The sequence below is a fragment of the Novosphingobium sp. PhB57 genome (assembly GCF_004342985.1).
GTDB lineage: Bacteria > Pseudomonadota > Alphaproteobacteria > Sphingomonadales > Sphingomonadaceae > Novosphingobium.
On the sequence record NZ_SMBO01000003.1, the window covers coordinates 314,470 to 337,906 of the forward strand.

A 23,437-nucleotide genomic window follows, 5' to 3' on the forward strand; every position below is an offset into this window, starting at 1 on the left:
GGCTCTTGCGAATTGGCCCCGTCATGAACGCCGGCCTCTTCAGGCCCCTGACCGTGGAAGCCCCGCGCCCCGCGCCGCCGCAGGCCTTGTCGCTGCGCCCGGCCATGGCGCTCGCCGCCAGACTGCTGCGGCAACCGCGCCCCGACATCGCCCAGGCCGCCGTCGAGCGCTGGCAGGTGGCGCCGGGCTCCTGCACGCAAGTGAGGCGCGCGAAAGTGCTGCCCGGTCAGTTCGAGCGCATTGCGGGCAGCGAGTTCGCCTCGATCAGCGAGGTGGTGCGCCAGTTCAAGGGCGACTTCGAAGCCAAGCAGTCCGCCACCATCGGTTACCGGCTGAAGAACGCGCTGCTTCACGACGGCGTGCTCTATGCCGGGGGCACGCTCCGGCACTTGCAGCGGCGTTCGCGGTTCCTGCCTGTCGCCCGCGCCCCGCGCGAGGAAGCGCGCATGGCGCTGTTCGAATCCTGGCTCGGCAATCGCTGGTTCGGAAACTGGCTCAGCGACGATTGCCTGACCTACCGCCTGGCCGAGAACGCCGGCATTCCCTTCACCACCCATGGCTCCGGCGGCCATGTCCCAGACTACGAACGCGCGCTGGACATGCTTCCGGTCAGAGGCCCATCGGCGTTCTTCCGCGAACTGGTGCTGTTCGACGATGCGGCCCACAACGAGAACAAGCGATTGCGGGCCGAGGCCATGCGGCAGCGGCTTATTCGCGGACCGATCGAACGGCACCCCGGCGTATTCCTGCTGCGCGGGCGCAGCGGCGATGCGCGGTTCCTGACGAACGAGAGCGAAATTGCTGAAACCCTTGCCAGGCGGCGCGGCTTTCAGGTGCTCGATCCCAGTCACGCCGGTCTCGAAGAGATCGTCCGGGCCTGCGGCGGCGCCAAAGTCGTCATGGGGGTGGAGGGAAGCCATCTGGTCCACGGCCTGGCGATGATGCCACCCGATGGCTGCGCCTTCGTCATTCAACCGCCGCTGCGCGCGGTCGCGGCGCTCAAGCTGCTGACCGACCGGCAGGGGCAGGACTACGCGCTGGTCGTCGGGGAAGGAACCAACCATGCTTTCACAGCGAACATCGACGAGATCGAGCGCACGCTCGACCTCGTCTGACGGCACCGTGCCGCGCCTGCCCGCTGCAGCCGCTCCGGGGGGCTGGTCCACGTTGAAAGCGGACTATCGGCGGCATGGCGGCACGTTTACGAGCGGTGCCTTCATCGCGCTGAGCCTTTACCGCTACGGCCGCTGGGGCCGCAGCCTGCGCAATCCACTCGGCCGCGTTCTGGTCTCCAGGACGTACGGCTTTGCCCACGTCTTCGTGGCGAACCTCACCAAGATCTGGATACCGCCCGCCACCACGCTGGGGCGGGACTTCCACATCGTCAACAACGAGGGTTCGCTCTCGATCCACCCGGAATCGGTGATCGGCGACCGGCTGGGCGTGATGCACAACGTCACCATCGGCTCCAACATGCGCGAAGGCGCGCCGGTGATCGGGGACGACGTGTTCATCGGCGTCAATTCCACCGTGCTGGGCGCCATTCGCGTGGGAGACCGGGTGCGGATCGCCGCCAACACCGCAGTCACCACGGACGTGCCCTCGGACTCCATCGTCGTCGGATCGCCCGCGCGCATCTATCCGCGACTGGGGCCGCTGCGATGAGCGCTAACACGCTCCACGAACTTTTCGCGGCCAATCTGCCGCAGCGGTCCGGCAAGACCTTCCTCATCGATGCCGGCCGCCAGGCGACATACGGCGAAGTCGACGCCCTGGCCGGGGCGATCGGCACCCATCTCGCGGCGCGCGGCGTGGGCGCAGGAGACCGCGTGCTGGTCCAGGTGCGCAAGGGCATCGCCGAGGTCTCCGCCCTGCTCGGCGTGACGCGGGCAGGCGCCGTGCTCGTTGACATCAGCACGGCCTGGACGGCCGAGCAGGTCCGTTTCGTCGCAGAAGACTGCGGAGCCTCTATCCTGATCGTCGAGCCGGCCATGGCCCGGGTCCTGGCCGCCGAGGGGATCGACCCCGCCCGCCTCCTACCGGTGTCGGCTGCGCGCGGGCTGGAGGGACTTCCCTGCCTTTCCGACCTGCCGGCGCTCCCTTTCGAGGCCTTGCCCCGGCGCGCCGACGACCTGGCGGCGATCATCTACACGTCCGGCTCCACCGGCAAACCCAAGGGCGTCATGCTCAGCCACGCCAATGTCCTGGCAGGTGCGCGTTCGGTTGCCGAATATCTGGAGCTTGCCGAAAGTGATCGGCTGCTCAGCGTGCTGCCCTACAGCTTCGACTACGGCTTCAACCAGCTGACGACGATGATGCTGGTGGGTGGCAGCGTGGTTCATCAAGGCGTGGCCATGGCGAGCGAGATCGTGCGTGCCATCCTTCGCCACGAAGTCACCGGCCTGGCGGCCGTGCCGCCGCTGTGGATCCAGATCGTGCGCCTGCTGGCCAGCGCGCCCACGCCGCTGCCGAGCCTGCGTTTCATCACCAACTCGGGCGGAAAGATCCCGCTGAGCACTCTGGAACGTATGCCAGGTATCTTCGCCAAGGCACGGATTTTCCTGATGTATGGCCTGACGGAGGCGTTCCGTTCGACTTACCTTGCTCCTGACCGGTTCGCGGCCAAGATGGGTTCGATCGGACAGGCGATCCCCGGCGCCGAAGTCTTCGTCATCCGCCATGGCGAGGGCGTCGCGCGTCCCGGCGAGCAAGGCGAACTCGTCCACCGCGGCCCGCTGGTCAGCCAGGGCTATTGGAACCGCCCCGAAGCGACAGCGGAGAAGATCCGCCCCTGCCCCGAACTGCGCGACCGGATCGGCGACGAGCCGGTGGTCTATAGCGGAGACATCGTGCGCATCGACGAGGACGGCGACTTGTGGTTCGTCTCCCGCAACGATGCGCTGATCAAGACCAGCGGCTACCGCGTCAGTCCCGACGAAGTGGAAGACCTGGTCTATCGCAGCGGCCTTGCCGCCGATGTCGTCGCCTTCGGGGTCCAGGACGACATGCTCGGCCAGTCGGTACAAGTCGCGGTGACGTTGTTGGGCGAGGCGAGCCGCGAGGCGCTGCTGGCGTACTGCCGGGCGGCGATGCCCGCCTACATGGTGCCGCAGCGCATTCACGTCTGGCCGGAACCCATGCCGCGCACGGCCAGCGGCAAGCTCTCCCGTCCCGACGTCATTCGCGGCTGCAGCGACACTTCCAGCCTTCATTCCGCTCGCTGAGCATCCCGTTCAAGAGGACCTCCCCGTCATGGCCCTGACCGAAGACAGCCTGATCCGCAGCATCGAGGAGTTCGCAGCGCTCCATGGCGAAGTCGATGCCGAAACCCCGCTGTTCTCCAGCGGCACGCTCGATTCCGTGGCCATGCTCAATCTGATCATGTTCGTGGAGCGCGAGACCGGCACCGAGATCCGCGCCGAGGACGTGACGCTGGAGAACTTCGATACCGCCACTCGCATTCTCGATTTCGCGAGGAAGCTGGCGGCATGACGCCAGGCGACGAAGACGGGCTTCTAGAGCAGGCGGCCGAACGTTTCGGCACGCCGTGCTTCGTCTATTTCAGCGAGCGGATCGAACAGCGCATCGCCCTTCTGCGCGCCCATTTCGGAGACAGGCTGGAACTGAGCTACGCGGTCAAGGCCAATCCCAACCCGACGCTGCTGGCCTGGCTCTCCGGCGGGATCGATCTGCTCGACGTCTCTTCGATCGGAGAACTGCATCTGGCGCAGGAGGCGGGGTGGAACCCGGCGCTTCTGAGCTTCACGGGGCCGGGCAAGCGCGAGACCGAGATCCGCGACGCAATCCGCGCCGGCGTCGGCCACCTCGTGATCGAATCCCTGCGGGAAGCACGGCTTGCCGACCGGATCGCGCGACAGGCGGCGCGTGTGCAACCGGTGCTGCTGCGGATCTCGCCCGACAGCCTTCCCAAGGGCTTCGGAGACCAGATGGCCGGCCGCCCCACGCCCTTCGGCATAGACATCGAGGATGCGGACGCCGCCGTGGAGGAAGTCCAGACCCTGCCGGGCCTGCACCTTGCGGGCTTCCACATCTATGCCGGAACGCAGTGCCTGAAAGCCGATGCCATTGCGGAAACATACCGGCACCTGATCGCGATATTCAGCCAGCTCTGCGCGGCTCATGCGGTCATTCCCGAAGTGCTGGTCATGGGCTCCGGGCTGGGCGTGCCCTATCACGAAGGAGACACGCCTCTGGATCTTTCCGCAGTAGCCGAGCCGCTCCTTCACGAACTGGCCGTGCTGCGCGAAAATCCACGATTTGCCCGCACCAGAATGGTGCTGGAACTCGGCCGCTATCTCGTCTCCGAGGCGGGCTTTTTCGTCACCCGCGTGGTCTCTACCAAGCTCTCGCGCGGGAGACGCATCGCCATTTGCGACGGCGGGATGAACAATCACCTGCCCGCTTCGGGCCATTTCGGCATGGTCGTGCGGCGAAACTACCTGATGCACCGGATCGGGCGGAGCGATGAGGACGCGGTCGAGCCGGTGGATGTGGTCGGCCCCCTCTGCACCTCGATAGACCGTCTTGCCGGCAACATCGAACTGCCCCGGCTGGAAGAGGGCGACCTGTTGGCCGTCCACAACAGCGGCGCTTACGGGCTGACCGCCAGCCCGGTCCATTTCATCAGCCATCCCCTGCCGGAAGAAGTGCTGGTCATGTCCGGCGCCCTGCTTCGAGCGACGCGGACGTTCAGCGGATCGTGCCGCGCCCCGGTGGAGGAGGCGGTGAGGCTGGTGGATTCGGCCCACCCCGCCGCCGCCAACCAGAACGCATGACGCCCGGCCGCGTCTCGTGATGCGGCCGGGTGCCCTGCTGCTCGGCGCGGCGGTCATGCTGGCTCCGGCAAGCCACGGTTCCGGACGCAGCCTGCCGGTGGCGCGCGCTGTCGCTCCGGAGACGCTGCCCCCGCCCTCTGGCGCGCCAAAGACCGCCGCGCTGGCCCGCGCGATCAATGCCGCCGCCCCGCTTGCAACAGGGTTCCTGGCGCCGGCGCGGCCATTCCATCTCGATGCAGGTGCGGAGGACCGGGCCAGAGCGATCGACTGCCTTGCCGCCGCCGACTACTACGAAGCGGGACGGGAGCCTGCGGACCAGCGCGCTGTGGCGCAAGTGGTGCTCAACCGCGTGCGCCACGCGGCCTTTCCGGCCACCGTTTGCGGCGTCGTCTTTGCGGGGGCGGAGCGGGCGACGGGCTGCCAGTTCACGTTCACCTGCGACGGATCGCTCACGCGCCGCCGCCCTTCGGCTGCCGACTGGCGAAGAGCGCGCGAGACGGCGGGCGAAATGCTGCTGGGCCGGGTCGAAATCGGGGTAGGCAAGGCCACGCATTACCATACCGACTGGGTCAGCCCGTCGTGGGACCGGACCATGGAGAAGCTGGCGGTCGTCAAAAGCCACTTGTTCTTCGGTTGGCCGGGAGCCGCCGGCAAGGCCGCCGCTTTCATCCGCCACTACGCCGGAGGCGAACCCCGCATCGCGCAACTGGCGCAGCTTTCCGCCGCCCATCTCGGCCAATTGCCCGCTGGCAAGGCCCCGGCCGTATCGGACGTCATAGCGCCCGAACCCTCGTTGCCCGAAACCGCATGGGCGGCACCCGACCCCGGCCTGTTCCTCGTCACTTTGCCCGCCAATGCGCCCGGCACTTTCCCGGAACTGGCCGAACGGCGCTGCGAAGGGCTGGAAGAATGCCGTTTCATCGGTTGGACCGACCCTGCCCGCCGCGCCCAGGCCCTCCCCCTGCCCGGTGGTTCGGTGGACGCCATTTCCTTCACTTTCGTGCGCCGCCCCGGCGCTGCGGACCAGGCCCTCTGGAACTGCGCCGAGTTTGCGCGTACAATTCGCGCGCAGTGCCTGACACGCGGAACCTGATCGCGCGGGCCGCCATTGCCGGAACCTTGCTCGATGGTTTCGAACTATTTCCCGCCAGAAACCTTTCGTAACAATCGCGCACAAAGCAAGACACCTGGCATGACCAGATTCGGCTCCAACAGCTTGGAGACCCGAACGACATGAAATCCACCCTCATCGCCATTGCCGCCACTTGCGCCCTTGCCCTGCCTGGCGCCGCGCTTGCCAACAACACGGTTGCGCACCTCAAGGGCCACACCGCGGTCGCCGCACCGGCGAAGCCTTCCACGAACAAGGCCAAGCCCCGCGCCGTCTGCCATCCCGACCCCTCGAAGGGTCGCGCCTGCCGCCACCACAATGCCCAGGCCGAAGCGAAGACGGCCGCGCCGGCTCTGGCCAGAGCGGAAGCCCCTCGCACCCGATAACCCCCCGCAGCCCGGCGGTTGCGGCCCATCCTGCCGCCGCTGGCCCTTGCCGCATTGCCGGCAAATCGCGGGCGTCGTTTGCAAAGCGGCGCGTGAAAAACTACACCTGTGCATGAAGAGACGATGAGCAACACAACAGCCCCCATCTATCGCCATCTCGACGAAGGCCCGATGCCCACTCCGACGATCCTGTTGGTGGAGGACGATGGTCCTCTGCGCACGCTGACCGCGCGGGCCCTGCGCCAGACCGGCTTCAACGTGCTCACCGCCGCAACCGGCGCGGAAATGTGGGTGACCCTGCGCGAAGGGCCGGTGAGCCTGGTCGTGCTCGACATCATGCTTCCCGGCACCAGCGGCTTCGACCTGTTCCGCCGTCTGCGCCGCGAATGCGACATCCCGGTGATCTTCATCAGCGCCCGCGGCAGCGAGGAAGATCGCGTGCTCGGACTGGAACTGGGCGCGGACGACTACCTCGCCAAGCCCTTCAGCACCCGCGAACTCGCTGCCCGCGTCAGCGCGGTGCTGCGCCGCGGCGGCAACAATCCAGCCACGGCAGATTTCACCGGCAGCGAGACCGTTGCCGACGGACGCACGCCGGAATCGATACGCTTCGAAGGCTGGAACCTCTCCATGGCCCGCCGCGAACTGCGCTCGCCCACCGGGGCCATGGTCGACCTGACCGGCGCCGAGTTCGACCTGCTCGCCACCTTTCTCGCCTATCCGCAGCGCGTTCTGGGCCGCGAGCGCCTGATCGAACTTTCGCGCTCGCGCCTGGGCGACAGCTCGGATCGCAGCGTGGACGTGCTCGTCAGCCGCCTGCGCCGCAAGCTTCAGGCCGAGGGCGGGGAATCGCCCATCGTCACGGTTCGCGGCGTCGGCTACATGTTCAAGGCCGAGGTCACGCGCGCCTGATGTCCTTGCGCCGGTTTCGTCTGTTCCGGCGCTTCGGCCTGCCCGAGCGACTGATCGCCGTCCTGCTGCTGGTCTTCGTCATCGACGTGATCTGCAACACGGTGCTGTTCGAACGCGCCAATACGTTCGAGCTGCGCCGGGACGACGCCCAGCGCATCGCCGAAAACCTGGTGCTGGCAAGCCGCGCCATCGACCATGCGAAGACCGACGATCGCCAGATCGTAACTTCCGCGCTCAGCACGGCGCAGTTTTCGCTGAGACTGAACGAGCAGGGCAAGCGCTATCGCGGCTCCCTGGGCCTTGCGAACTTGCGCGCGCAAGTGATCGAGATGGCGCCGGAACTGGCCCACAGCGATCTCGAACTGCATCTGGAATCGATCCCTAGAGACGGCAATATCGGCGGCTCGCTGCGGCTGGCCGACGGCGCCGTGCTCGATTTCCGCACCCATGCCCGCTCCGCCTGGAAACTCAGCATCGGCCGTTTCGCCAGCCTGGTCCTGCCGACGCTCCTGCTCATTTCGCTCGCCTGGCTGCTGCTGCGCGCCGCGCTGCACCCGCTGCGCTCCCTGATCCGCGCCACCCGCAACTTCGGTGCCGGCCCGCCCCGCCTCGTGCCGGAGCGCGGCCCCGACGAAATGCGGGAACTGATCCGCGCGATGAACGAGATGCAGGAACGCATCCACCAGTCGCTGCTCGATCGTACGCACACGATGCTGGCCATCGGCCACGACCTCAAGACGCCGCTCGCCCGCATGCGCCTGCGGCTGGACGACGGCGACGTGGACCCCGTGGTGCGCGATGGCATCAACCATGACATCGACGAGATGCGAATGCTGCTCGATTCGATCCAGGCCTATGTCGATACCGGCGGCACCCAGATCCCGGCCGAGCGCATCGACCTGGCGATCATGGCCGAAACCCTGGTCGACACCGCCGCGGATCGCGGCGCCGATGCGACCTATTCCGGCCTTCCGAGCCTGGAAATCATGGCCCGCCCTGTCTCCATCCGCCGCGCGCTGTCCAATCTGATCGAGAACGCGCTCCACTATGGCGGCAACGTCCGCGTCGGTCTGCGGCGCGACGGCGGAGCCGCCGAGATCACCGTGGACGACGACGGCCCGGGCATCCCGGAAGAGCGCATCACGGACGCGCTCCAGCCTTTCGTCCGGCTGGACACCGCGCGCGCCCGTGACACCGCCGGCATGGGCCTGGGCCTGCCGATCGTGCGCAAGGCGGTCAGGCTGGAGGGCGGCACGCTCGACCTCAGGAACCGCCCCGAAGGCGGCCTGCGCGCCACGATTCGCCTTCCCATCGTGGCCCACTGACGCGGCCTGCCTTCGGCACGCCTCAGAATTACCCAGCCAAGTTCCTGTTATCGTTCCGCAATAGCCAGCAACACGATCCGGTCTTCGGTAAAACCACCGAAGACCGGGGAATTCCGGCGGAAAGCCGTTCCTTTACGCTGCAGCGCAGCAACATTTCCTGACAAAGGCGCACGACAGCCGAAAACAGCGATCCGTACTTTTCTCGATCAAGCTCCGCGCCCCGTTCCCCCACCCCTCCGGAGAGCGCGGAGCACCTAAAATCAAGGAAAGGTGACGAGAGTGAATGAACTGATCGGACGCGTCTTCCATTTCGAGAAGACCATCTTCCCCGCCAGCAGCGAACTGTTCGGCAAGCTCGCCAACGAAGGCCAGGAACCCAAGGCCCTCATGATCTCCTGCGCCGATTCGCGTATCGTGCCGGAGCAGATCATGCAGGCGCAGCCGGGCGACCTGTTCGTCTGCCGTAACGCCGGCAACATGGTGCCGCCTTACGCCACGCTCAACGGCGGCGTCACGTCCACCGTGGAATACGCCGTGGCCGCCCTCGGCGTCAGCGACATCATCGTCTGCGGCCACTCGGGCTGCGGCGCGATGAAGGCGCTCAGCGACCCGACCGGCCTCGAAGCCATGCCGAACGTGGCCGCCTGGCTCAAGCACGGCGCGGCTGCCGAGCACATCGTCAGCACCTGCCACGGCGAACTTGACGGCAATGAGCGCATCCGCGCCATCAGCCTCGAAAACATCATTGCCCAGATCGCCCACTTGCGCACGCATCCGTCGGTCGCGGCCGCGATCGCCCGCGGCGACGTGACGCTTCACGGCTGGTTCGTGGACATCCACGCCGGCCAGGTCCTCGGCCTCGACGGCGAGACCGGCCAGTTCGAACCGCTTCGCGAGAATGCACCGCTTCCGGTCGCGCTTCGGGCCAAGACCCGCATCGCCACCGAATTCGCCGAGGCAGCTGAATGACGACCGCAACCGCCACCTCTGCGGAGGAAACCCGCAGTGGGCCCTTCGCCCACCTCGCCAGAGACTTCACGGCTTCGATCGTGGTCTTCCTGGTGGCGATGCCGCTCTGCATGGGCATCGCCATCGCCTCCGGCGTGCCGCCTGAAAAGGGCCTGGTCACCGGCATCATCGGCGGCCTGGTCGTCGGCCTGCTGGCAGGCTCGCCGCTGCAGGTGAGCGGCCCGGCAGCCGGCCTTGCCGTCATTGTCTTCGAATTCGTGCGCGAGCACGGCCTCGAAGCCCTTGGCCCGGTCCTGCTGCTGGCCGGCGTGTTCCAGCTCGTGGCCGGCGCACTGCGCCTCGGCGGCCTGTTCCGCGCCATCAGCCCGGCCGTCGTCCACGGCATGCTCGCCGGCATCGGCGCGCTGATCGTGATAGGCCAGTTCCACATCCTCTTCGACGAGAAGCCGATGTCGAGCGGGCTCCAGAACATGGCGATGATGCCCGCCCGCGTCCTCGGCCTCGACCCCACCAACATGGCCTCCACCGAAATGGCCGTCATGCTCGGCGTCCTGACGATGATCGTCATGATCGGCTGGGAAAAGGTTCGTCCGAAGAACATGGGCCTCGTCCCCGGCGCGCTTCTCGGCGTCGTGGCGGCAACGGCCGTCGCCTGGACCATGGGCCTCGATGTGGCGCGCATCGCCGTGCCGGAATCGATCGGCGCGGCCTTCGCCCTGCCGACCAGCACCGGCTGGTTCGCCCCGCTCGCCAATCCGGCCCTGATCGTGGCGGCGCTTGCCATCGCCTTCATCGCCAGTGCCGAGACTCTGCTTTCGGCCGCTGCGGTGGACCGGATGCATGACGGCGTGCGCACCAAGTACGACAAGGAACTGCGCGCACAGGGCATCGGCAACCTGCTCTGCGGCGTGTTCGGCGCCCTGCCGATGACCGGCGTGATCGTTCGCAGCTCGGCCAACGTCCAGGCCGGCGCCCGGACCCGTCTTTCGACGATCTTCCACGGCGCCTGGATCCTGGCGTTCATCGCGCTGCTGCCCTGGCTGCTGCGCGAAGTGCCGATGGCGGCCCTTGGCGGCGTCCTGGTCGTGACCGGCTTCCGTCTGGTAAGCCTCAGCCACGTCCGTCACCTGTTCCATGCCTATGGCGCCTTCCCCGCCGTGATCTGGGCCGTGACTTTCGTGCTGGTCGTCACCACCGACCTGCTCACCGGCGTCCTCGTCGGCCTGGCTCTGACGGTGCTGGAGCTGGCTCCGCACTTCAAGAACCTGCGCCTGAACGTGGAAGAGCACGACACCGGCGAATCGACCCGTCTCGCCCTCGGCGGCGGCGCGACGTTCCTCGGCCTCACCCGTCTCAACAAGGTCCTGGAAAAGCTCCCGCATGGCCGCCCGGTCCACCTTGACCTCGGCCAGCTGAAGGTCATGGACCACACCACTGCCGAGACCATCAGCGAATGGCTCAACCGCCGCCGCCAGAGCGGCCATGCGGACCGCGTGACCGGCCCCGAGCTGATCCTGCGCCCGCTGCCTGTCGCGGCATGACGACGTTTCACATCTCGTAAGACGCGGACCTCCTCACGTCCGCGTCCCTCTCCTTGCCGGACGGTTCCCCGCGGACCGTCCGGTTTCTTTTTGCGCGAATGACGCCGCTTTGTTCGAGAAACACTTTGTCACCGATGCGACACGCTAAGGACAATGATTGGACGTATTATTGGTCCTGTCTGCATGAAACGAACTCGCCATGTAAGTAGAGTTCGGCTGCAGGCCGCAGGATGGAACGCGACAACAATCATGAGGGCGTTCCATATGAAAATCCGTCTTGCCGCAGGCCTGCTTGGCCTTGCTGCCTCCGGCCTTGCTTTCGCCGCACCGGCCATGGCGCAAGAAGAGGTTCCCAGCGAAATCACCGTTTCCGGCACTGTCGGGCTCGTGTCCGACTATCGCTTCCGCGGCGTTTCGCAGAGCGACAAGGAAATGGCCGTTCAGGGCGGCCTCACCGTATCGCATGAAAGCGGCATCTACGTCGGCACCTGGGCCTCGAACCTGTCGGGCTGGGGCACCTTCGGCGGCTCCAACATGGAACTCGACCTCGTGGCCGGTTACGCCACCGAGATCACCAGCGGCGTGAAGCTGGACGTCGGCCTCACCTGGTACATGTATCCGGGCGGCGCGGACGATACCGACTTTGCCGAGCCTTACGTCAAGCTGTCGGGTGCCGTCGGCCCGGCCAACCTCCTCGTCGGCGTGGCCTATGCCCCCAAGCAGCAGGCCCTCGGCAAAGTCTACGCCAGCGGCGCCGACTATGCGGACGGCATCGGCAACTTCGGTGCCAAGACCGACAACATCTACCTCTGGGTGGACGGCAACACCGCCATCCCCGACACCCCGCTCACCGTAAAGGCGCACTTCGGTTATTCGAACGGCAACTCGGGCCTTGGCCCGAACGGCACCAGCGTCGCCCCCACCGGCGAGTATCTCGACTGGATGCTCGGCGCCGACCTCGCGCTCGGCCCGGTCACGCTGGGTGTCGCTTATGTCGACACCGATATCTCGAAGTCGCAGAGCGCCTATCTGCAGCCGAATTTCTCCTCGACCAAGAACGGTTCGCAGATCGCCGGCTCGACCGTGCTGTTCTCGGTCGGCGCGAGCTTCTGATCTCGACCTGACCTGAGCTTTCGGGAAGACGCCCGGCGCGGCCATGCCACCCGGGCGTCGACCCTTGCCCTAGCCGTCCCGGCGCAACCCGGCGACGATCCGCGCAGCCTGGTCCAGACTGTCGTGCATTTCCGCCTCCGGCCTGCCGATCAGCGCGCGCCGCTGCCCGGATATCATGCTGGAATAGAGCGCGGCATCCAGCGGAGAAATCCGGGCACCCGGCTCCAGCTGCGCCTGAAGCTGCAGCCCGCTGCTCCGGCCGCGCAAGTAGCGAAGCTGCGGCGCGAAATCGCGAAGTTCCGGATCGCGCGCGACCGCCAGCATCAGCTCCTCCATCGCGGCGAGCCGGCGCGGCTGCGAGGAGAAATCCCGCCAAGCCGCGGTCCATTCGCTCCGTTCCACTTGCTCCACCGGCCCCTCGCGCGAGACTTCGGTAAGCCGGCGATAGATCGTGTTGAAGGCCGCCCGCACCAGATCTGCGCTCGTGCGGAAATTGTAGGAGGCCACCCCCAGCGTCACTTCGGCGCGCGCCGCCACCGCGCGGTGAGTCAGCGCGCTTACGCCGCCTTCCTCGACGATATCGGCCGCCGCGTCCGAAATCCGGGCCGCAACGCCGTTCTGCGCCGGCACTTCGGGCGCTGAGGCCAGGGCGATCTCACGCGCATGTCGGCGCCACGGGCCTTCCTCGGCAAGGTTGCCCGACAGCCATTCCCCCCAGCCGGTGCAGAATTCATCGAGCGCCGCGCGGTCGATGGTGCGGTTCCAGCGAATGAGATGGAACTGCACCGTCGCTTCGAAGACATGTGCCGTCAACGCGGCATATTGGCCGAGCCCTGCGCGCCCGCAGACCTCGCGCCAGAAATCCGCCCAGAGGTCACGCCACGAATTGATGGCGACGAGATAGGCTTCGTCGCGCTGGGCAAGCAGATGGCACTGGTTTGCCGCGAAGGCCAGTTCTCTCCGCTCGCCCGTCCAATCGTCCACCAGCACGGCAAGCGCCCGGGCAATCGATTGCGCTCCAAGGCCTTCCGGCCAACCCGCAAGATCGTCCAGCCGATCGGTGCACCATGTCTGCGCGGCATCGCGCGCATAGGCCTGGGCCGATTGCAACAACTGTTCCATCGAACCAAAGTGATGATAGATGCTGGAGGTCGGCAGGCCAGTCGCGCGTGAAAGAGTGCGCGCGGACATCGCGGAATGGCCCTGATTCGCCCAGACGTCCAAGGCAGCCCGGATCAGCTTCTCTTGCGACGAAAACTCTTGAATTTCATGATCTATCACGTCTTGCCGACAGCCTTGTTCCAGGATCTACGCCAGGCGCGGGCGTGGACTCGATGACTTTGCCATAAGCCTGAATGCGCAGACAAGCGAACCGTTCCAGCGCCTGTCACGATTCCCAACAAGCGTAACACAGTTGACATACAGACGTTCTAGCCGACGCCTCGTCATCACCATGAGGGTCGTTTCATGTCCGTCCGCCGCTCTTCCACCTTCCGTTCCATAGCCCTGGCCAGCAGCGCGCTCGGCGCGCTGCTCGCGGCCGGTTCCGCTCACGCCGCCGAAGTCGCCGATGCCGCAGCCGATGCGGCTGCCGAAAGCGCCGAAGCCGGTTCCGGCCTCACCGACATCATCGTCTCCGCCCAGAAGCGTGAGACGAGCCTTCAGACCACGCCGATCTCGATCGCGGTGCTGGGCGCCGAGGATCTCCAGAACCGTCACGTCGTCTCGCTCGAATCCCTGGCCGACGGTTCCATCCCCTCGCTGCGCATCGCGCCGATGTTCTCGCGCAGCTCGGCCCTCACCGTGGGCATGCGCGGCGTCGGCACCTTGGGTGACGCCAACCAGCCTGCCCGCGACCAGGGTGTCGGCGTCTACATCGACGGCGTGTTCATGGGCCGTGCACAGGGCCTTGGCTCGGCACTCTACGATGTCGAGCGCATCGAGGTTCTCAAGGGCCCGCAAGGCACGCTTTTCGGCCGCAACACCGAAGGCGGCGCCATCAGCATCGTCACCAAGAAGCCCAGCGGCGAATTCGGCGCGCGCGCCACGGTTGGCGTCGGCAGCTACGATTCGCGCGAGGCCGGCCTGCACCTCGACCTGCCGAGCTTCGCCAACATCTCCGTCAAGCTGGACGGCCTGATCACCACTCGCGGCGGCACGGTCGACAATCCGCTGGCCGGCGAGCACGATTTCAACGCCTACAACAAGAAGGGCCTTCACGCCGCCGTGCTGTGGGAGCCATCCAGCAGCTTCAACGCGCTCTATTCCTTCGACATCTCGCGCGATGAAACCACGCCTTACTATCTGCAGCTGCTGACCCGCACCACCGGCCCGCTGCTCCAGATGCAGTCGGATCGCGCCAAGACCGCCAATATCGGCGTGCCGCAGCCCTGGGCGCTCGGCAAGACGCACGGCCACTTGCTCACGCTCGACTGGACGGTTTCACCCGAACTCGAAATCAAGTCGATCAGTTCCTATCGCCAGCTCACCCAGACCCAGAACGACAACGGTTCCAGCAACCTCGGCGTCTTCATCCCGGGCTATAGCAACAACACCAATTTCGCCCGCTTCAGCCTCGCCGACGTCTGGCAGAAGCAGTATAGCCAGGAAGTGCAGCTCATCGGCACCATGGAGCAGCTGAACTTCGTGGTCGGCGGTTTCTACTATCACGAGAAGGTGAGCGATAACGCCTGGACGCCTTACACCAACAAGTGGAACGCGGACGGCACCAGCTACACCATTCTCCCCACGCCGACGTCCTCGATCCCCTTCCCCGATCGCGCCAGCCATGCAGTCACGGAGAGCATCGGCGTCTTCGGCCAGGCGACGTATACGCCGGCCATGCTGGACGACCGCGTCCACCTCACGGCCGGCGGACGCTTCACGCATGACAAGAAGACCGGCGCTCTCGACGAAGTGAACGGCGTCGCCACGAACTATACGCTGGACGGCTCCTGGGATCGCTTCGACCCGATGGTGAACCTTGCGTTCGACGTGACCCAGGACGTGCACGTCTACGGCAAGTGGAGCACCGGCTACAAGGCAGGCGGCGCGAACAGCCGTTCGCTTACCTATCGCAAGTTCGACCCGGAATCGGTCTCCACGTTCGAGATCGGCGCGAAGACCGAGTTCTTCGACAATCATGCCCGCTTCAACGTCGCGGCCTACACGTCCGCCTACAAGGACATGCAGATCGACTTCATCGCGCCGGTCCTGAACACCACCCGCACGACGCTGGAAACCACCAACGCCAGCGGCAATGGCCGGATCAAGGGCATCGAGGCCGACCTCACGATCACGCCGTTCCAGGGCCTGACACTCACCGGCTCCTATGCCTATACCGACGTCCATCTGCCGCCGGCGCCGAACCCCTTCAACGGCGACGCACTGACCCGAGTCTATGCCGTCTACACGCCGAGCCATGCCGCCAGCGCCGCGATCGACTACGAACTGCCGGTGGCCGACGCCATGCTGCGCTTCCACCTCGACGGCAACTACGCCACCGGTCAGTACTCGATGGCCAGCGATCCCACCAAGACCGGATCGTCCTTCATCGTCAACGGCCGCGTCGCCCTTGCCGACATCCGCATGGCGAGCGGACCGAACCTGGAACTCTCGGTCTGGGCGCGCAACCTGTTCAACGAGGCCTATACGTTCGTGAAGGCCAATGGCGGTTCCTCGCTCGGCTACTACGGGATCTTCAACGATCCGCGCACCGTCGGCGTCTCCGCGACCGTCAAGTACTAAGCTCAAGACATTGGAAAAGAACATGAACTGGCGTTTCCCCGCCGGCGCCCTGATCGCGCTCGGCCTGTTCGCTCAGCCGGCACTCCAAGCAGCGGCGAAAGTCGCAGCGCCGGCTCCTGCCGCTGAAACGGCGCATCAGCGCCTCCTGCCGCTGGAAGGCGGCCGCAACTTCCGCGACCTCGGCGGCTATCGCACTGCCGATGGCCACACCGTGAAGTGGGGCCTGCTGTTCCGCTCGGGTTCGATGGTGGACCTGACGGCGCAGGATCTGGGCTATCTGAACAAGCTGGGCATCCGAACGATCTGCGACTACCGCGACCGGGGCGAGCGCAAGGCCGAGCCGATGCCCTGGGCCGCCGGCACCGGCCCCACGATCTTCGCCGACGACTACGACGGCATGGCGGTCGGCCTCATGCCCAAGGACATGAGCAAGATCACACCGGAAGCGGCCACGGCTGTCATGACCAAAACCTACCCGGCGATGCTCAAGACTTTCGCGCCGCAGTTCAAACGGATGTTCGCGCAGCTCCTGGCGGGCAACGCCCCGCTGGCGTTCAACTGCTCGGCAGGCAAGGACCGCACCGGCGTATCGTCCGCTCTCCTGCTCACCGCGCTCGGCGTGCCGCGCGAAACGGTGATCCAGGACTACCTGCTCACCAACCAATATCTTCCTGCCGCGCTTGCCAAGGCCAAGACCGGCGCCAGTGCTGCCACGGGGCAGGCTTTCCTGTCGCTGCCACCGGCCGTGCAAGCCGCCTTCATGAAGGCCGACCGGGCCTATATCGAAGCGGCGTTCAAGGCGCTCGACGCCCATCGGGGCGGCGCCATGGGCTACCTCAAGGACGAAATGGGTCTCGACAAGCCGCAGATCGCCAAGCTGCGCGCGGCCTATCTGGACTGAGCATGAAAAGGGTCGGCGCGGTCACTGCATCGCGCCGATCCTTTCCCTTACCACCTGCAAAGGCACATCGCGCGCCGCCACGGCCTCGCCGATGAGCAGCAGAGTCGGATCGTCATCGCTGATCGCGGCGACAAGGAAGGCCAGCGCCGAGAGCCTGCCGCGGATCATGCGTTCGTTTGGCAGCGAGACATTGACCGCGATCATCACCGGCGTATCCGGATGGCGCCCCGCGGCGATCAGCGAGCGGCTGATCTCACCCGCCGCCGCACGGCCCATGTAGACGCCCAGGGTGCCGCCCGGCCGGGCCAGCGTTTCCCAATCGAGCTTCAGGGCCTCGCCCGCCTTGAGGTGCGCCGTCACCAGCGTCAGCCCGCGCGCCACGCCGCGCAAGGTGAGCGAGGCCAGCCCGCTCGCCGCCGCCGCGCTGGCGGTGGTGATGCCGGGACAGATACGCACCGGAATGCCCGCTGCCATGAGATGATCCATCTCCTCGGCCGAGCGCCCGAATATCGAGGGATCGCCGCCCTTAAGCCGCACCACGCGCTTGCCGGCCTGCGCCGCCTCCAGCAGCAGATCGTTGATCGAGCCTTGCGCCTTGCTGTGCCGGCCCGATCGCTTGCCCACGCTCACCCGCTCGGTTCCGGCCGGGATCAGGTCCAGCACGCCGGGTCCGACGAGGGCGTCGACGAAGACGACGTCCGCCGCCTCGATCAGCTTCTGGGCCTTGCGCGTGAGCAGGTCCGGGTCCCCCGGCCCGGCCCCGACGAGCCAGACCTCGCCCCGCTCGATCAGATGGGCCCTGACGGGATTGCCCCCCATGGGATCGCCCGCCATCAGGCCGCGACCCGCAAGCTTTCCGGGTGGGCGATCAGGATGCGCTCACCTTCAAGGCGCACGGCAATCGTCGGCGTGCAGCCCTTGTCCTCGCCCTGGGCCTCGCCGCTGGCGAGTGCGATGTTCCAGTTGTGGAGCGGGCAGGCAACCGAGTGGCCATGGACGATGCCCTGGCTGAGCGGCCCCTTCTTGTGCGGGCATTCGTTGACGAGCGCGAAGACCTTGTCGTCGCCGGTGCGGAAAACCGCGATTTCCTTTTCGCCCGCGATCTGCACGGTGCGCGCCCCGCGCAGGGGAATGTCGGACAGGGTGCCGATGTCGATCCAGTCGTTCATATGCGTTACTCCGCTGCCGCCAGTTCCTGGGGTGCCAAAGGTTCAAGGTGCTGATGCAGTTCGGCCTTGTGACCCGCCGCGCGTTCGGCCCAAGGGTCTTCCTGGCTGAAGCTCTGCGAGTAGAGGAAGCGGACGCGCAGTTCTTCGCGGCCGGTGTCGTCCTCGACGATCCGCTGCCTGATGTATTCCACGCCGACGCGCTCGATCCACGGCGCGGTGCGCTCAAGATAACGCGCTTCCTCGCGGTAGAGCTGGGTGAAGGCGGCGCAGTAATCGAGCGCCTCCTGCTCGGTCGCGACCTTGCAGAGGAAGTCGGTGGCGCGCACGTGAATGCCGCCGTTGCCGCCGACATGGAGTTCGTAGCCCGAGTCCACGCAGACCACGCCGAAGTCCTTGATCGTCGCCTCGGCGCAATTGCGCGGGCAGCCCGAGACCGCGATCTTGAACTTGTGCGGCATCCAGGATCCCCAGGTCATACGCTCGGTCTTCACGCCCAGCCCGGTAGAGTCCTGCGTGCCGAAGCGGCACCATTCGGAGCCTACGCAGGTCTTCACCGTGCGCAGCGACTTGCCATAGGCATGGCCCGAAACCATTCCGGCCGCGTTGAGATCGGCCCAGACGGCGGGCAGGTCTTCCTTCTTGATGCCGAAGATGTCGAGCCGCTGGCCGCCGGTCACTTTCACCATCGGCGCGTCGTACTTCTCCACCACGTCGGCAATCGCGCGCAGTTCGCGCGGGTTGGTAAGGCCGCCCCACATGCGCGGGACCACCGAATAGGTGCCGTCCTTCTGGATATTGGCGTGCATGCGCTCGTTGACGAAGCGGCTCTGCTGGTCGTCCACATATTCGCCGGGCAGCGCGCAGAGCAGGTAGTAGTTGAGCGCCGGACGGCAGGAAGAGCAGCCGTCGGGCGTCGACCAGTGGAGCTTGTGCATCACTTCGGGGATCGACTTCATGTGCTGCGCCACGATCTCGCGCCGAACGTCGTCATGAGTGAAGCTGGTGCACTTGCACATCGTCTTCGGGCCGGACTTGACCTCTTCGCCCAGGCTCAGCGCCAGCAGGCTTTCGACAAGGCCGGTGCAGGAACCGCAGCTGGCCGAGGCCTTGCAAGTGCCGCGCACGGCATCGAGGCTGCATGCGCCCGCCGCGATCGAGGCCGCGACCTGCCCCTTGGACACGCCGTTGCAGCCGCAGATCTCGGCATCGTCAGGCAGCGCCGCGACCGCCGCCAGCGGGTCGGCGCTGCCGCCTGAAGCGAAGGCCTGGCCAAGAATGAGGAGGTCGCGGATTTCCGAGACGTCCTCGCCCTTCTTGAGCAGATCGAAGTACAAGTTTCCATCCGCCGTATCGCCGTAGAGCACCGCGCCGACGACCTTGCCGTCCTTCACGACCACGCGCTTGTAGACCCCGCGCGAGGCGTCGCGCAGCACGATGTCCTCGCAGCCCTCGCCGCCCGAGAAGTCGCCCGCCGAGAACACGTCGAGCCCGGCGACCTTCAGCTTGGTGGACGTGACCGAGCCGCGATAGCCGCTGTGCCGGTCGGTCAGGCCGTCAGCCAGGCTGCGGCACATGTCCCAGAGCGGCGCGACGAGGCCGTAGACGTTGCCGTCATGCTCCACGCATTCGCCCACCGCCAGGACGTGCGGGTCGCTGGTGACCATGTGGTCATCGACCTTGATCCCCCTGCCCACGTCGAGGCCCGCCTCGCGCGCCAGTGCCGTGGAGGGACGGATGCCCACCGCCATGACGACGAGGCTGGCCGGGATCTCGCGCCCGTCCTTCAGGCGCACGCCTTCGACTTTGCCTTCGCCCATGATCTCGGCAGTGTCCGCGCCGGTCAGGATGGTCTGGCCGCGCGCTTCGAGCGCGCTCTTGAGCAACCAGCCCGCCGCTTCGTCGAGCTGCCGCTCCATCAGCGTGGGCATGAGGTGGATCACGGTGACTTTCATGCCCCGCAGGGTCAGGCCGTGCGCGGCCTCAAGGCCGAGCAGCCCCCCGCCGATCACCACCGCGTCGCCGCCGTCCGCTGCGGCTTCGAGCATGGTGTCCACGTCCTTCATGTCGCGGAAGGAGATGACGCCGGGCAGGTCCTTGCCGGGAACCGGGATGATGAACGGATCGGAGCCGGTGGCGATCAACAGTCGGTCGTAGCGAACCTTGCGGCCCGACTGCGCGGTGACGGTCCGCCCCGGACGGTCGATGGTGACGACGGGATCGGACGTGACCAGCTCGATGCCGTTCTCATCATACCATTCGCGCGTGTTGATGACGATCTGGTCGAAGGTCTTCTCACCCGCCAGCACCGGCGAGAGCATGATGCGGTTGTAATTCACATGCGGCTCGGCGCCGAAGATGGTGACGCGGTAGCGCCCCGCGTCGCGTGCCAGCAGTTCCTCCACCGCGCGGCACCCGGCCATGCCGTTTCCGACCACCACCAGATGTTCGCGCACATCGGCCGAAGGCACGATAAGCGCGGTCTCATAGTCCGTCGAACGCTCGATCCCGTCCTGAAATTCCATCCCCGTGACTCCAGAAAACTGAGGGAGAAAAAGAAAAAGGCCGCCATCCGGACCCTCGGTTCGAAAACCGAAAGTCTGGATGGCGGCCTTGCCATCATTCGCGCTTCTGCGGCCCGTCAGTGGATCGCATCGGCTATGGTTTGGAAGGACAGCGTCGTCCTTTGCACTGCACCATACGGCTAAACGGCATGGTGCTCAAGCGATTCCGTCGCGCCAGGGGTCAATAGGCCCAATCGAGCTGAATCCAGTACTTATCCGTGTCTGTCGCCATTTCCCGCGCGTCGTAATGGGCATAGCGCAAGGAAACGGCCGTCTTGCGCACCTTCGCAGATGCGAGAAGATCGATCTCGTTGCCGTAATGCTGGTCCAGTCGATCGCTGTCGAAACGGTGCCAGGTCGCCTGAACCGACAGGCCGGAGAGCGGCCCCGCCTGTTTCCAGCCATAGCCACCGCCGAAATAGAGATCGCGCAAGCCGTTCGCCGGAGTCGTCAGGAACTTGTCCGCCCACCCCTGGAACTTGAAGTTGGTGCCGAGCGGCGTCTGGAAACTGGTGAATGGCAGGCCCTTGCTGGCGCCCAGCACCTCGTAACCGGCATTGAGCTTCCAGCCCTTCACATCGAGCAGGCCGTCCGCAAGCCAATAGTCCGCCGCGTAATCGTTGGGGTTCCGGTGGTAGTCGGACTGCCGGGCGTAACTGGCCTGATAGGCCAGCTTCACCGCCGGGCCGAACGCATGGCTTCCCGCGAGCCGCGCTCCGTAGGTCTGGCTGGACTGCCGGAATGCCTGCACGGCCGCTTCGTCCTGATCGACGAGATAGGCAAAGCCGGTCAAGGTGCCGAGCGGCGTGACGTAGGAGAGATTGCCGAGGACGTTGTCGCCTCCGACTGCCTGCTGACGTGCGCCCGCGCCGTCGATGCCCCAGATCGTGCGCACGCTCCAGGCGTAGGAGATATCCAGCTTCAGCCCCCTGATAGGGGTGATCTCGGCGCGCACCGCATCGAAAGTCTGCGCATTGTCGCGAAAACCGACATTGCCGACGAAGCGCTCGTCATCGAGCGTGATCTTCTGACGTCCCGCCGTAAGGCTCAGCGCCTTCGTGCGATATTGCAGCTGCGCGACATAGAGCGCCACGTTCTGCGGATCCGCGACCAGCGGCCGCGTCGCCGCGCCGTTCAAACCGTCGTAGTAGTGATCCACCGCAGCCAGCGTGCCCTGGCCGATGACGGTCGCGCTGATCGCGCCGCTGGCGGCAGTTACGCCGCCTCGCACCCGCAAGGTCAGGGCGTCCGCTGCCTGGGAAAGCCCGTCCTGATCGACATGTTCGTAGCGCGCCCGGGCTTCGGCCACGGGCTTCAGCGTCATTTCCTGGGCGCAAGCCGGCCCCGCGGCGGCCAATGCGGCCGCCGTTCCGATGAGATATCGCATGAAGTTGACGCCCCCCCTTCGAGACGAACGGGGCGGCGGCCTTGCCCGGCCGCCGCCTCCTCTCCGATCAGATACGTGCTGCGGTGTTCCAGCGGGCGCGCCAGCGGCCCTTGACCGCGGCCACGCTCGCCAGTGCCATCACGGCCAGTCCTGCGAAGATCAGGAAGCCAGGCGCGAAGCTGCCGGTCATCTGCTTGGCAAGGCCGAGCGAACTGGCGAGATAGAACCCTCCGATGCCGCCTGCCATGCCGACAAGCCCGGTCATCACGCCGATCTCGGCCTGGAAACGCTGCGGGACCAGCTGGAAGACCGCGCCATTGCCCGTGCCCAGCGCCAGCATGGCCAACACGAACATGCCCAGCGCGCCCGGCAGGCTCACGGCGTTGGCCACGCCCGCCAGGGCCACAGCGGCAACGAAGTAGACCGCCATCAGCGCCTTCACCCCGCCGATGCGGTCGGCCAGCGCGCCGCCCATCGGCCGCACGAGCGAACCTGCAAAGACGCAGGCAGCCGTGCAGTAACCCGCCACGATCGGCGTAAGGCCGAACTGGTCGGTGAAATAGATCGGCAGCGAGGCGGCAAGGCCCACGAAACCCCCGAAAGTCACGGCATAGAAGGCCATGAGCCACCAGGCGTCGGCCTGCTTGAGCGGTTCGAAATAGTCGACCAGCTTTCGCGGCGCCGGCTGGTTAGGCGAATCCTTTGCCATGAGCATGTAGACGACGAAGACCAGTGACAGCGGGATGCAGGCAAGGCCCAGCACGGCATTCCAGCCAAACATCTTGGCAAGCATCGGCGCGAAAAGCGAAGCGAGCACGGTGCCCGAATTGCCCATGCCGGCAAGGCCCATCGCCTTGCCCTGGTGCTCGGCCGGATACCAGCGGCTCGCCAGCGGAAGCGCGATCGCGAAGCTAGCCCCTGCAAAGCCCAGGATCACGCCGAGCGCCAGGGTTCCCGCGAAGCTGTTCACGCCCATGAACCAGGCGAAGAACAGACCGGCAATGACGATAAGCTGGCTGATCGCGCCTGAACGCTTGGGTCCGATACGGTCGACCAGCAGCCCGTTGACCACCCGCAGCAGGGCGCCGGCGAGTGTCGGCGTGGCGACCATCAGTCCCTTTTCGGCCGAAGTCAGCCCCAGCGTCCTGGCGATTTCCGGCGCCAGCGGGCCGAGCAAGACCCAGACCATGAAGGCGAGGTCGAAATAGAGGAAGGCTGCGATCAAGGTCGGCGCGTGACCGGCCTTCCAGAAGCTGGTCCCGGCCTCCGATGCGCCGCCGAGATCGGCCGATGCGTTGTCGGCCTGTCGGCCCTCTGCGTCACGTTTCCAGTAAGCGGTTGCCATCGTCGGTTCCCCATAGAGCGGGCACGAAAAAAGCCGCAGGCCGGACGTCACCCTTGGGTGAGCCCGGTCAGCGGCTTTGCTGCGAATATCGGTGAGGATGGCGCCCCGCCCTTGGAGCAGCGCATCCGGTAGTCACGCGTCTTCGCGTGAGGCCCTCATCATCATGCGATTCGC

20 protein-coding genes are annotated in these 23,437 nt (G+C 66.3%); 14 read left to right on the forward strand and 6 right to left on the reverse strand.

Going from position 1 to position 23,437, the window contains the following annotated elements; genetic code table 11:
• The first annotated feature begins 23 nt into the window (after nucleotides 1-23).
• The 12 genes from EDF58_RS12160 to EDF58_RS12215 all read left to right on the forward strand — a co-directional run bounded on the left by EDF58_RS12160 (nucleotide 24) and on the right by EDF58_RS12215 (nucleotide 12,153).
• Nucleotides 24-1,115, forward strand: a complete 1,092-nt coding sequence (locus tag EDF58_RS12160; RefSeq protein WP_207912941.1) for a glycosyltransferase family 61 protein — start codon at nucleotides 24-26, stop codon at nucleotides 1,113-1,115.
• Nucleotides 1,063-1,665 carry a serine acetyltransferase gene (locus EDF58_RS12165; RefSeq protein WP_132265774.1) on the forward strand — a complete coding sequence of 201 codons (603 nt, stop codon included), beginning with the start codon at nucleotides 1,063-1,065 and terminating at the stop codon, nucleotides 1,663-1,665. The genes EDF58_RS12160 and EDF58_RS12165 overlap by 53 nt, the downstream gene beginning before the upstream one ends.
• Nucleotides 1,662-3,224 carry an AMP-binding protein gene (locus EDF58_RS12170; protein ID WP_132265776.1) on the forward strand — a complete coding sequence of 521 codons (1,563 nt, stop codon included), beginning with the start codon at nucleotides 1,662-1,664 and terminating at the stop codon, nucleotides 3,222-3,224. The genes EDF58_RS12165 and EDF58_RS12170 overlap by 4 nt, the downstream gene beginning before the upstream one ends.
• 28 nt (nucleotides 3,225-3,252) lie before the next feature.
• On the forward strand, nucleotides 3,253-3,492 hold the full coding sequence (locus EDF58_RS12175; protein WP_132265778.1) for an acyl carrier protein: 240 nt from the start codon (nucleotides 3,253-3,255) through the stop codon (nucleotides 3,490-3,492).
• On the forward strand, nucleotides 3,489-4,796 hold the full coding sequence (locus EDF58_RS12180; RefSeq protein WP_132265780.1) for a type III PLP-dependent enzyme: 1,308 nt from the start codon (nucleotides 3,489-3,491) through the stop codon (nucleotides 4,794-4,796). The genes EDF58_RS12175 and EDF58_RS12180 overlap by 4 nt, the downstream gene beginning before the upstream one ends.
• A gap of 19 nt (nucleotides 4,797-4,815) precedes the next feature.
• The gene (locus EDF58_RS12185; protein WP_132266222.1) at nucleotides 4,816-5,889 is read left to right on the forward strand and encodes a cell wall hydrolase; all 1,074 of its coding nucleotides are present in this window, start codon (nucleotides 4,816-4,818) and stop codon (nucleotides 5,887-5,889) included.
• A gap of 140 nt (nucleotides 5,890-6,029) precedes the next feature.
• Nucleotides 6,030-6,293, forward strand: coding sequence for a hypothetical protein (locus EDF58_RS12190; RefSeq protein ID WP_132265782.1), 264 nt, complete (start codon nucleotides 6,030-6,032; stop codon nucleotides 6,291-6,293).
• Between the two features lie 171 nt (nucleotides 6,294-6,464).
• Nucleotides 6,465-7,205 carry a response regulator transcription factor gene (locus EDF58_RS12195; protein WP_132266225.1) on the forward strand — a complete coding sequence of 247 codons (741 nt, stop codon included), beginning with the start codon at nucleotides 6,465-6,467 and terminating at the stop codon, nucleotides 7,203-7,205.
• Nucleotides 7,205-8,530, forward strand: coding sequence for an ATP-binding protein (locus tag EDF58_RS12200; RefSeq protein WP_132265784.1), 1,326 nt, complete (start codon nucleotides 7,205-7,207; stop codon nucleotides 8,528-8,530). Before EDF58_RS12195 ends, EDF58_RS12200 begins: the two co-directional genes overlap by 1 nt.
• A 279-nt stretch (nucleotides 8,531-8,809) precedes the next feature.
• A complete protein-coding gene (locus EDF58_RS12205) occupies nucleotides 8,810-9,499 on the forward strand; it encodes a carbonic anhydrase (protein WP_132265786.1) in 690 nt (229 codons plus the stop codon).
• On the forward strand, nucleotides 9,496-11,040 hold the full coding sequence (locus EDF58_RS12210) for a SulP family inorganic anion transporter (RefSeq protein ID WP_132265788.1): 1,545 nt from the start codon (nucleotides 9,496-9,498) through the stop codon (nucleotides 11,038-11,040). The genes EDF58_RS12205 and EDF58_RS12210 overlap by 4 nt, the downstream gene beginning before the upstream one ends.
• A 264-nt stretch (nucleotides 11,041-11,304) precedes the next feature.
• Nucleotides 11,305-12,153, forward strand: coding sequence for a TorF family putative porin (locus tag EDF58_RS12215; RefSeq protein ID WP_132265790.1), 849 nt, complete (start codon nucleotides 11,305-11,307; stop codon nucleotides 12,151-12,153).
• A 69-nt stretch (nucleotides 12,154-12,222) separates the two neighbouring features.
• On the opposite strand, the gene EDF58_RS12220 is transcribed toward EDF58_RS12215, so the two are convergent.
• On the reverse strand, nucleotides 12,223-13,434 hold the full coding sequence (locus EDF58_RS12220) for a TetR family transcriptional regulator (protein WP_165921389.1): 1,212 nt from the start codon (nucleotides 13,432-13,434) through the stop codon (nucleotides 12,223-12,225).
• 186 nt (nucleotides 13,435-13,620) lie between these two features.
• Between EDF58_RS12220 and EDF58_RS12225 the strand changes: the two genes are divergently transcribed.
• A complete protein-coding gene (locus EDF58_RS12225; protein ID WP_132265794.1) occupies nucleotides 13,621-15,900 on the forward strand; it encodes a TonB-dependent receptor in 2,280 nt (759 codons plus the stop codon).
• A 22-nt stretch (nucleotides 15,901-15,922) separates the two neighbouring features.
• On the forward strand, nucleotides 15,923-16,801 hold the full coding sequence (locus EDF58_RS12230; protein WP_132265795.1) for a tyrosine-protein phosphatase: 879 nt from the start codon (nucleotides 15,923-15,925) through the stop codon (nucleotides 16,799-16,801).
• Nucleotides 16,802-16,822: 21 nt separating this feature from the next.
• Here the strand turns inward: EDF58_RS12230 and cobA are convergent, their stop codons facing one another.
• The 5 genes from cobA to EDF58_RS12255 all read right to left on the reverse strand — a co-directional run bounded on the left by cobA (nucleotide 16,823) and on the right by EDF58_RS12255 (nucleotide 23,263).
• Nucleotides 16,823-17,620, reverse strand: coding sequence for a uroporphyrinogen-III C-methyltransferase (cobA, locus tag EDF58_RS12235; RefSeq protein ID WP_132266228.1), 798 nt, complete (start codon nucleotides 17,618-17,620; stop codon nucleotides 16,823-16,825).
• Between the two features lie 14 nt (nucleotides 17,621-17,634).
• Complete coding sequence (gene nirD, locus EDF58_RS12240) at nucleotides 17,635-17,970, reverse strand: nitrite reductase small subunit NirD (RefSeq protein WP_132265797.1); 336 nt, start codon at nucleotides 17,968-17,970, stop codon at nucleotides 17,635-17,637.
• A 5-nt stretch (nucleotides 17,971-17,975) separates the two neighbouring features.
• The gene (nirB, locus tag EDF58_RS12245; protein WP_132265799.1) at nucleotides 17,976-20,492 is read right to left on the reverse strand and encodes a nitrite reductase large subunit NirB; all 2,517 of its coding nucleotides are present in this window, start codon (nucleotides 20,490-20,492) and stop codon (nucleotides 17,976-17,978) included.
• Nucleotides 20,493-20,712: 220 nt separating this feature from the next.
• The gene (locus tag EDF58_RS12250) at nucleotides 20,713-21,918 is read right to left on the reverse strand and encodes a hypothetical protein (protein ID WP_132265801.1); all 1,206 of its coding nucleotides are present in this window, start codon (nucleotides 21,916-21,918) and stop codon (nucleotides 20,713-20,715) included.
• Between the two features lie 67 nt (nucleotides 21,919-21,985).
• Entirely contained in the window at nucleotides 21,986-23,263 is a 1,278-nt protein-coding gene (locus EDF58_RS12255; protein ID WP_132265802.1) for a nitrate/nitrite transporter, read from the reverse strand.
• Between the last annotated feature and the right edge of the window lie 174 nt (nucleotides 23,264-23,437).

Coding starts and splice junctions, on each gene's coding strand:
- EDF58_RS12170 (WP_132265776.1), top strand. CDS start 1,662: ATGAGCGCTAACACGCTCCACGAACTTTTCGCGGCCAATCTGCCGCAG.
- nirB (WP_132265799.1), bottom strand. CDS start 20,492: ATGGAATTTCAGGACGGGATCGAGCGTTCGACGGACTATGAGACCGCG.
- EDF58_RS12175 (WP_132265778.1), top strand. CDS start 3,253: ATGGCCCTGACCGAAGACAGCCTGATCCGCAGCATCGAGGAGTTCGCA.
- EDF58_RS12250 (WP_132265801.1), bottom strand. CDS start 21,918: ATGCGATATCTCATCGGAACGGCGGCCGCATTGGCCGCCGCGGGGCCG.
- EDF58_RS12160 (WP_207912941.1), top strand. CDS start 24: ATGAACGCCGGCCTCTTCAGGCCCCTGACCGTGGAAGCCCCGCGCCCC.
- EDF58_RS12215 (WP_132265790.1), top strand. CDS start 11,305: ATGAAAATCCGTCTTGCCGCAGGCCTGCTTGGCCTTGCTGCCTCCGGC.
- EDF58_RS12180 (WP_132265780.1), top strand. CDS start 3,489: ATGACGCCAGGCGACGAAGACGGGCTTCTAGAGCAGGCGGCCGAACGT.
- cobA (WP_132266228.1), bottom strand. CDS start 17,620: ATGGGGGGCAATCCCGTCAGGGCCCATCTGATCGAGCGGGGCGAGGTC.
- EDF58_RS12255 (WP_132265802.1), bottom strand. CDS start 23,263: ATGGCAACCGCTTACTGGAAACGTGACGCAGAGGGCCGACAGGCCGAC.
- EDF58_RS12185 (WP_132266222.1), top strand. CDS start 4,816: ATGCGGCCGGGTGCCCTGCTGCTCGGCGCGGCGGTCATGCTGGCTCCG.
- EDF58_RS12210 (WP_132265788.1), top strand. CDS start 9,496: ATGACGACCGCAACCGCCACCTCTGCGGAGGAAACCCGCAGTGGGCCC.
- EDF58_RS12195 (WP_132266225.1), top strand. CDS start 6,465: ATGCCCACTCCGACGATCCTGTTGGTGGAGGACGATGGTCCTCTGCGC.
- EDF58_RS12230 (WP_132265795.1), top strand. CDS start 15,923: ATGAACTGGCGTTTCCCCGCCGGCGCCCTGATCGCGCTCGGCCTGTTC.
- EDF58_RS12190 (WP_132265782.1), top strand. CDS start 6,030: ATGAAATCCACCCTCATCGCCATTGCCGCCACTTGCGCCCTTGCCCTG.
- EDF58_RS12200 (WP_132265784.1), top strand. CDS start 7,205: ATGTCCTTGCGCCGGTTTCGTCTGTTCCGGCGCTTCGGCCTGCCCGAG.
- EDF58_RS12165 (WP_132265774.1), top strand. CDS start 1,063: ATGCTTTCACAGCGAACATCGACGAGATCGAGCGCACGCTCGACCTCG.
- nirD (WP_132265797.1), bottom strand. CDS start 17,970: ATGAACGACTGGATCGACATCGGCACCCTGTCCGACATTCCCCTGCGC.
- EDF58_RS12225 (WP_132265794.1), top strand. CDS start 13,621: ATGTCCGTCCGCCGCTCTTCCACCTTCCGTTCCATAGCCCTGGCCAGC.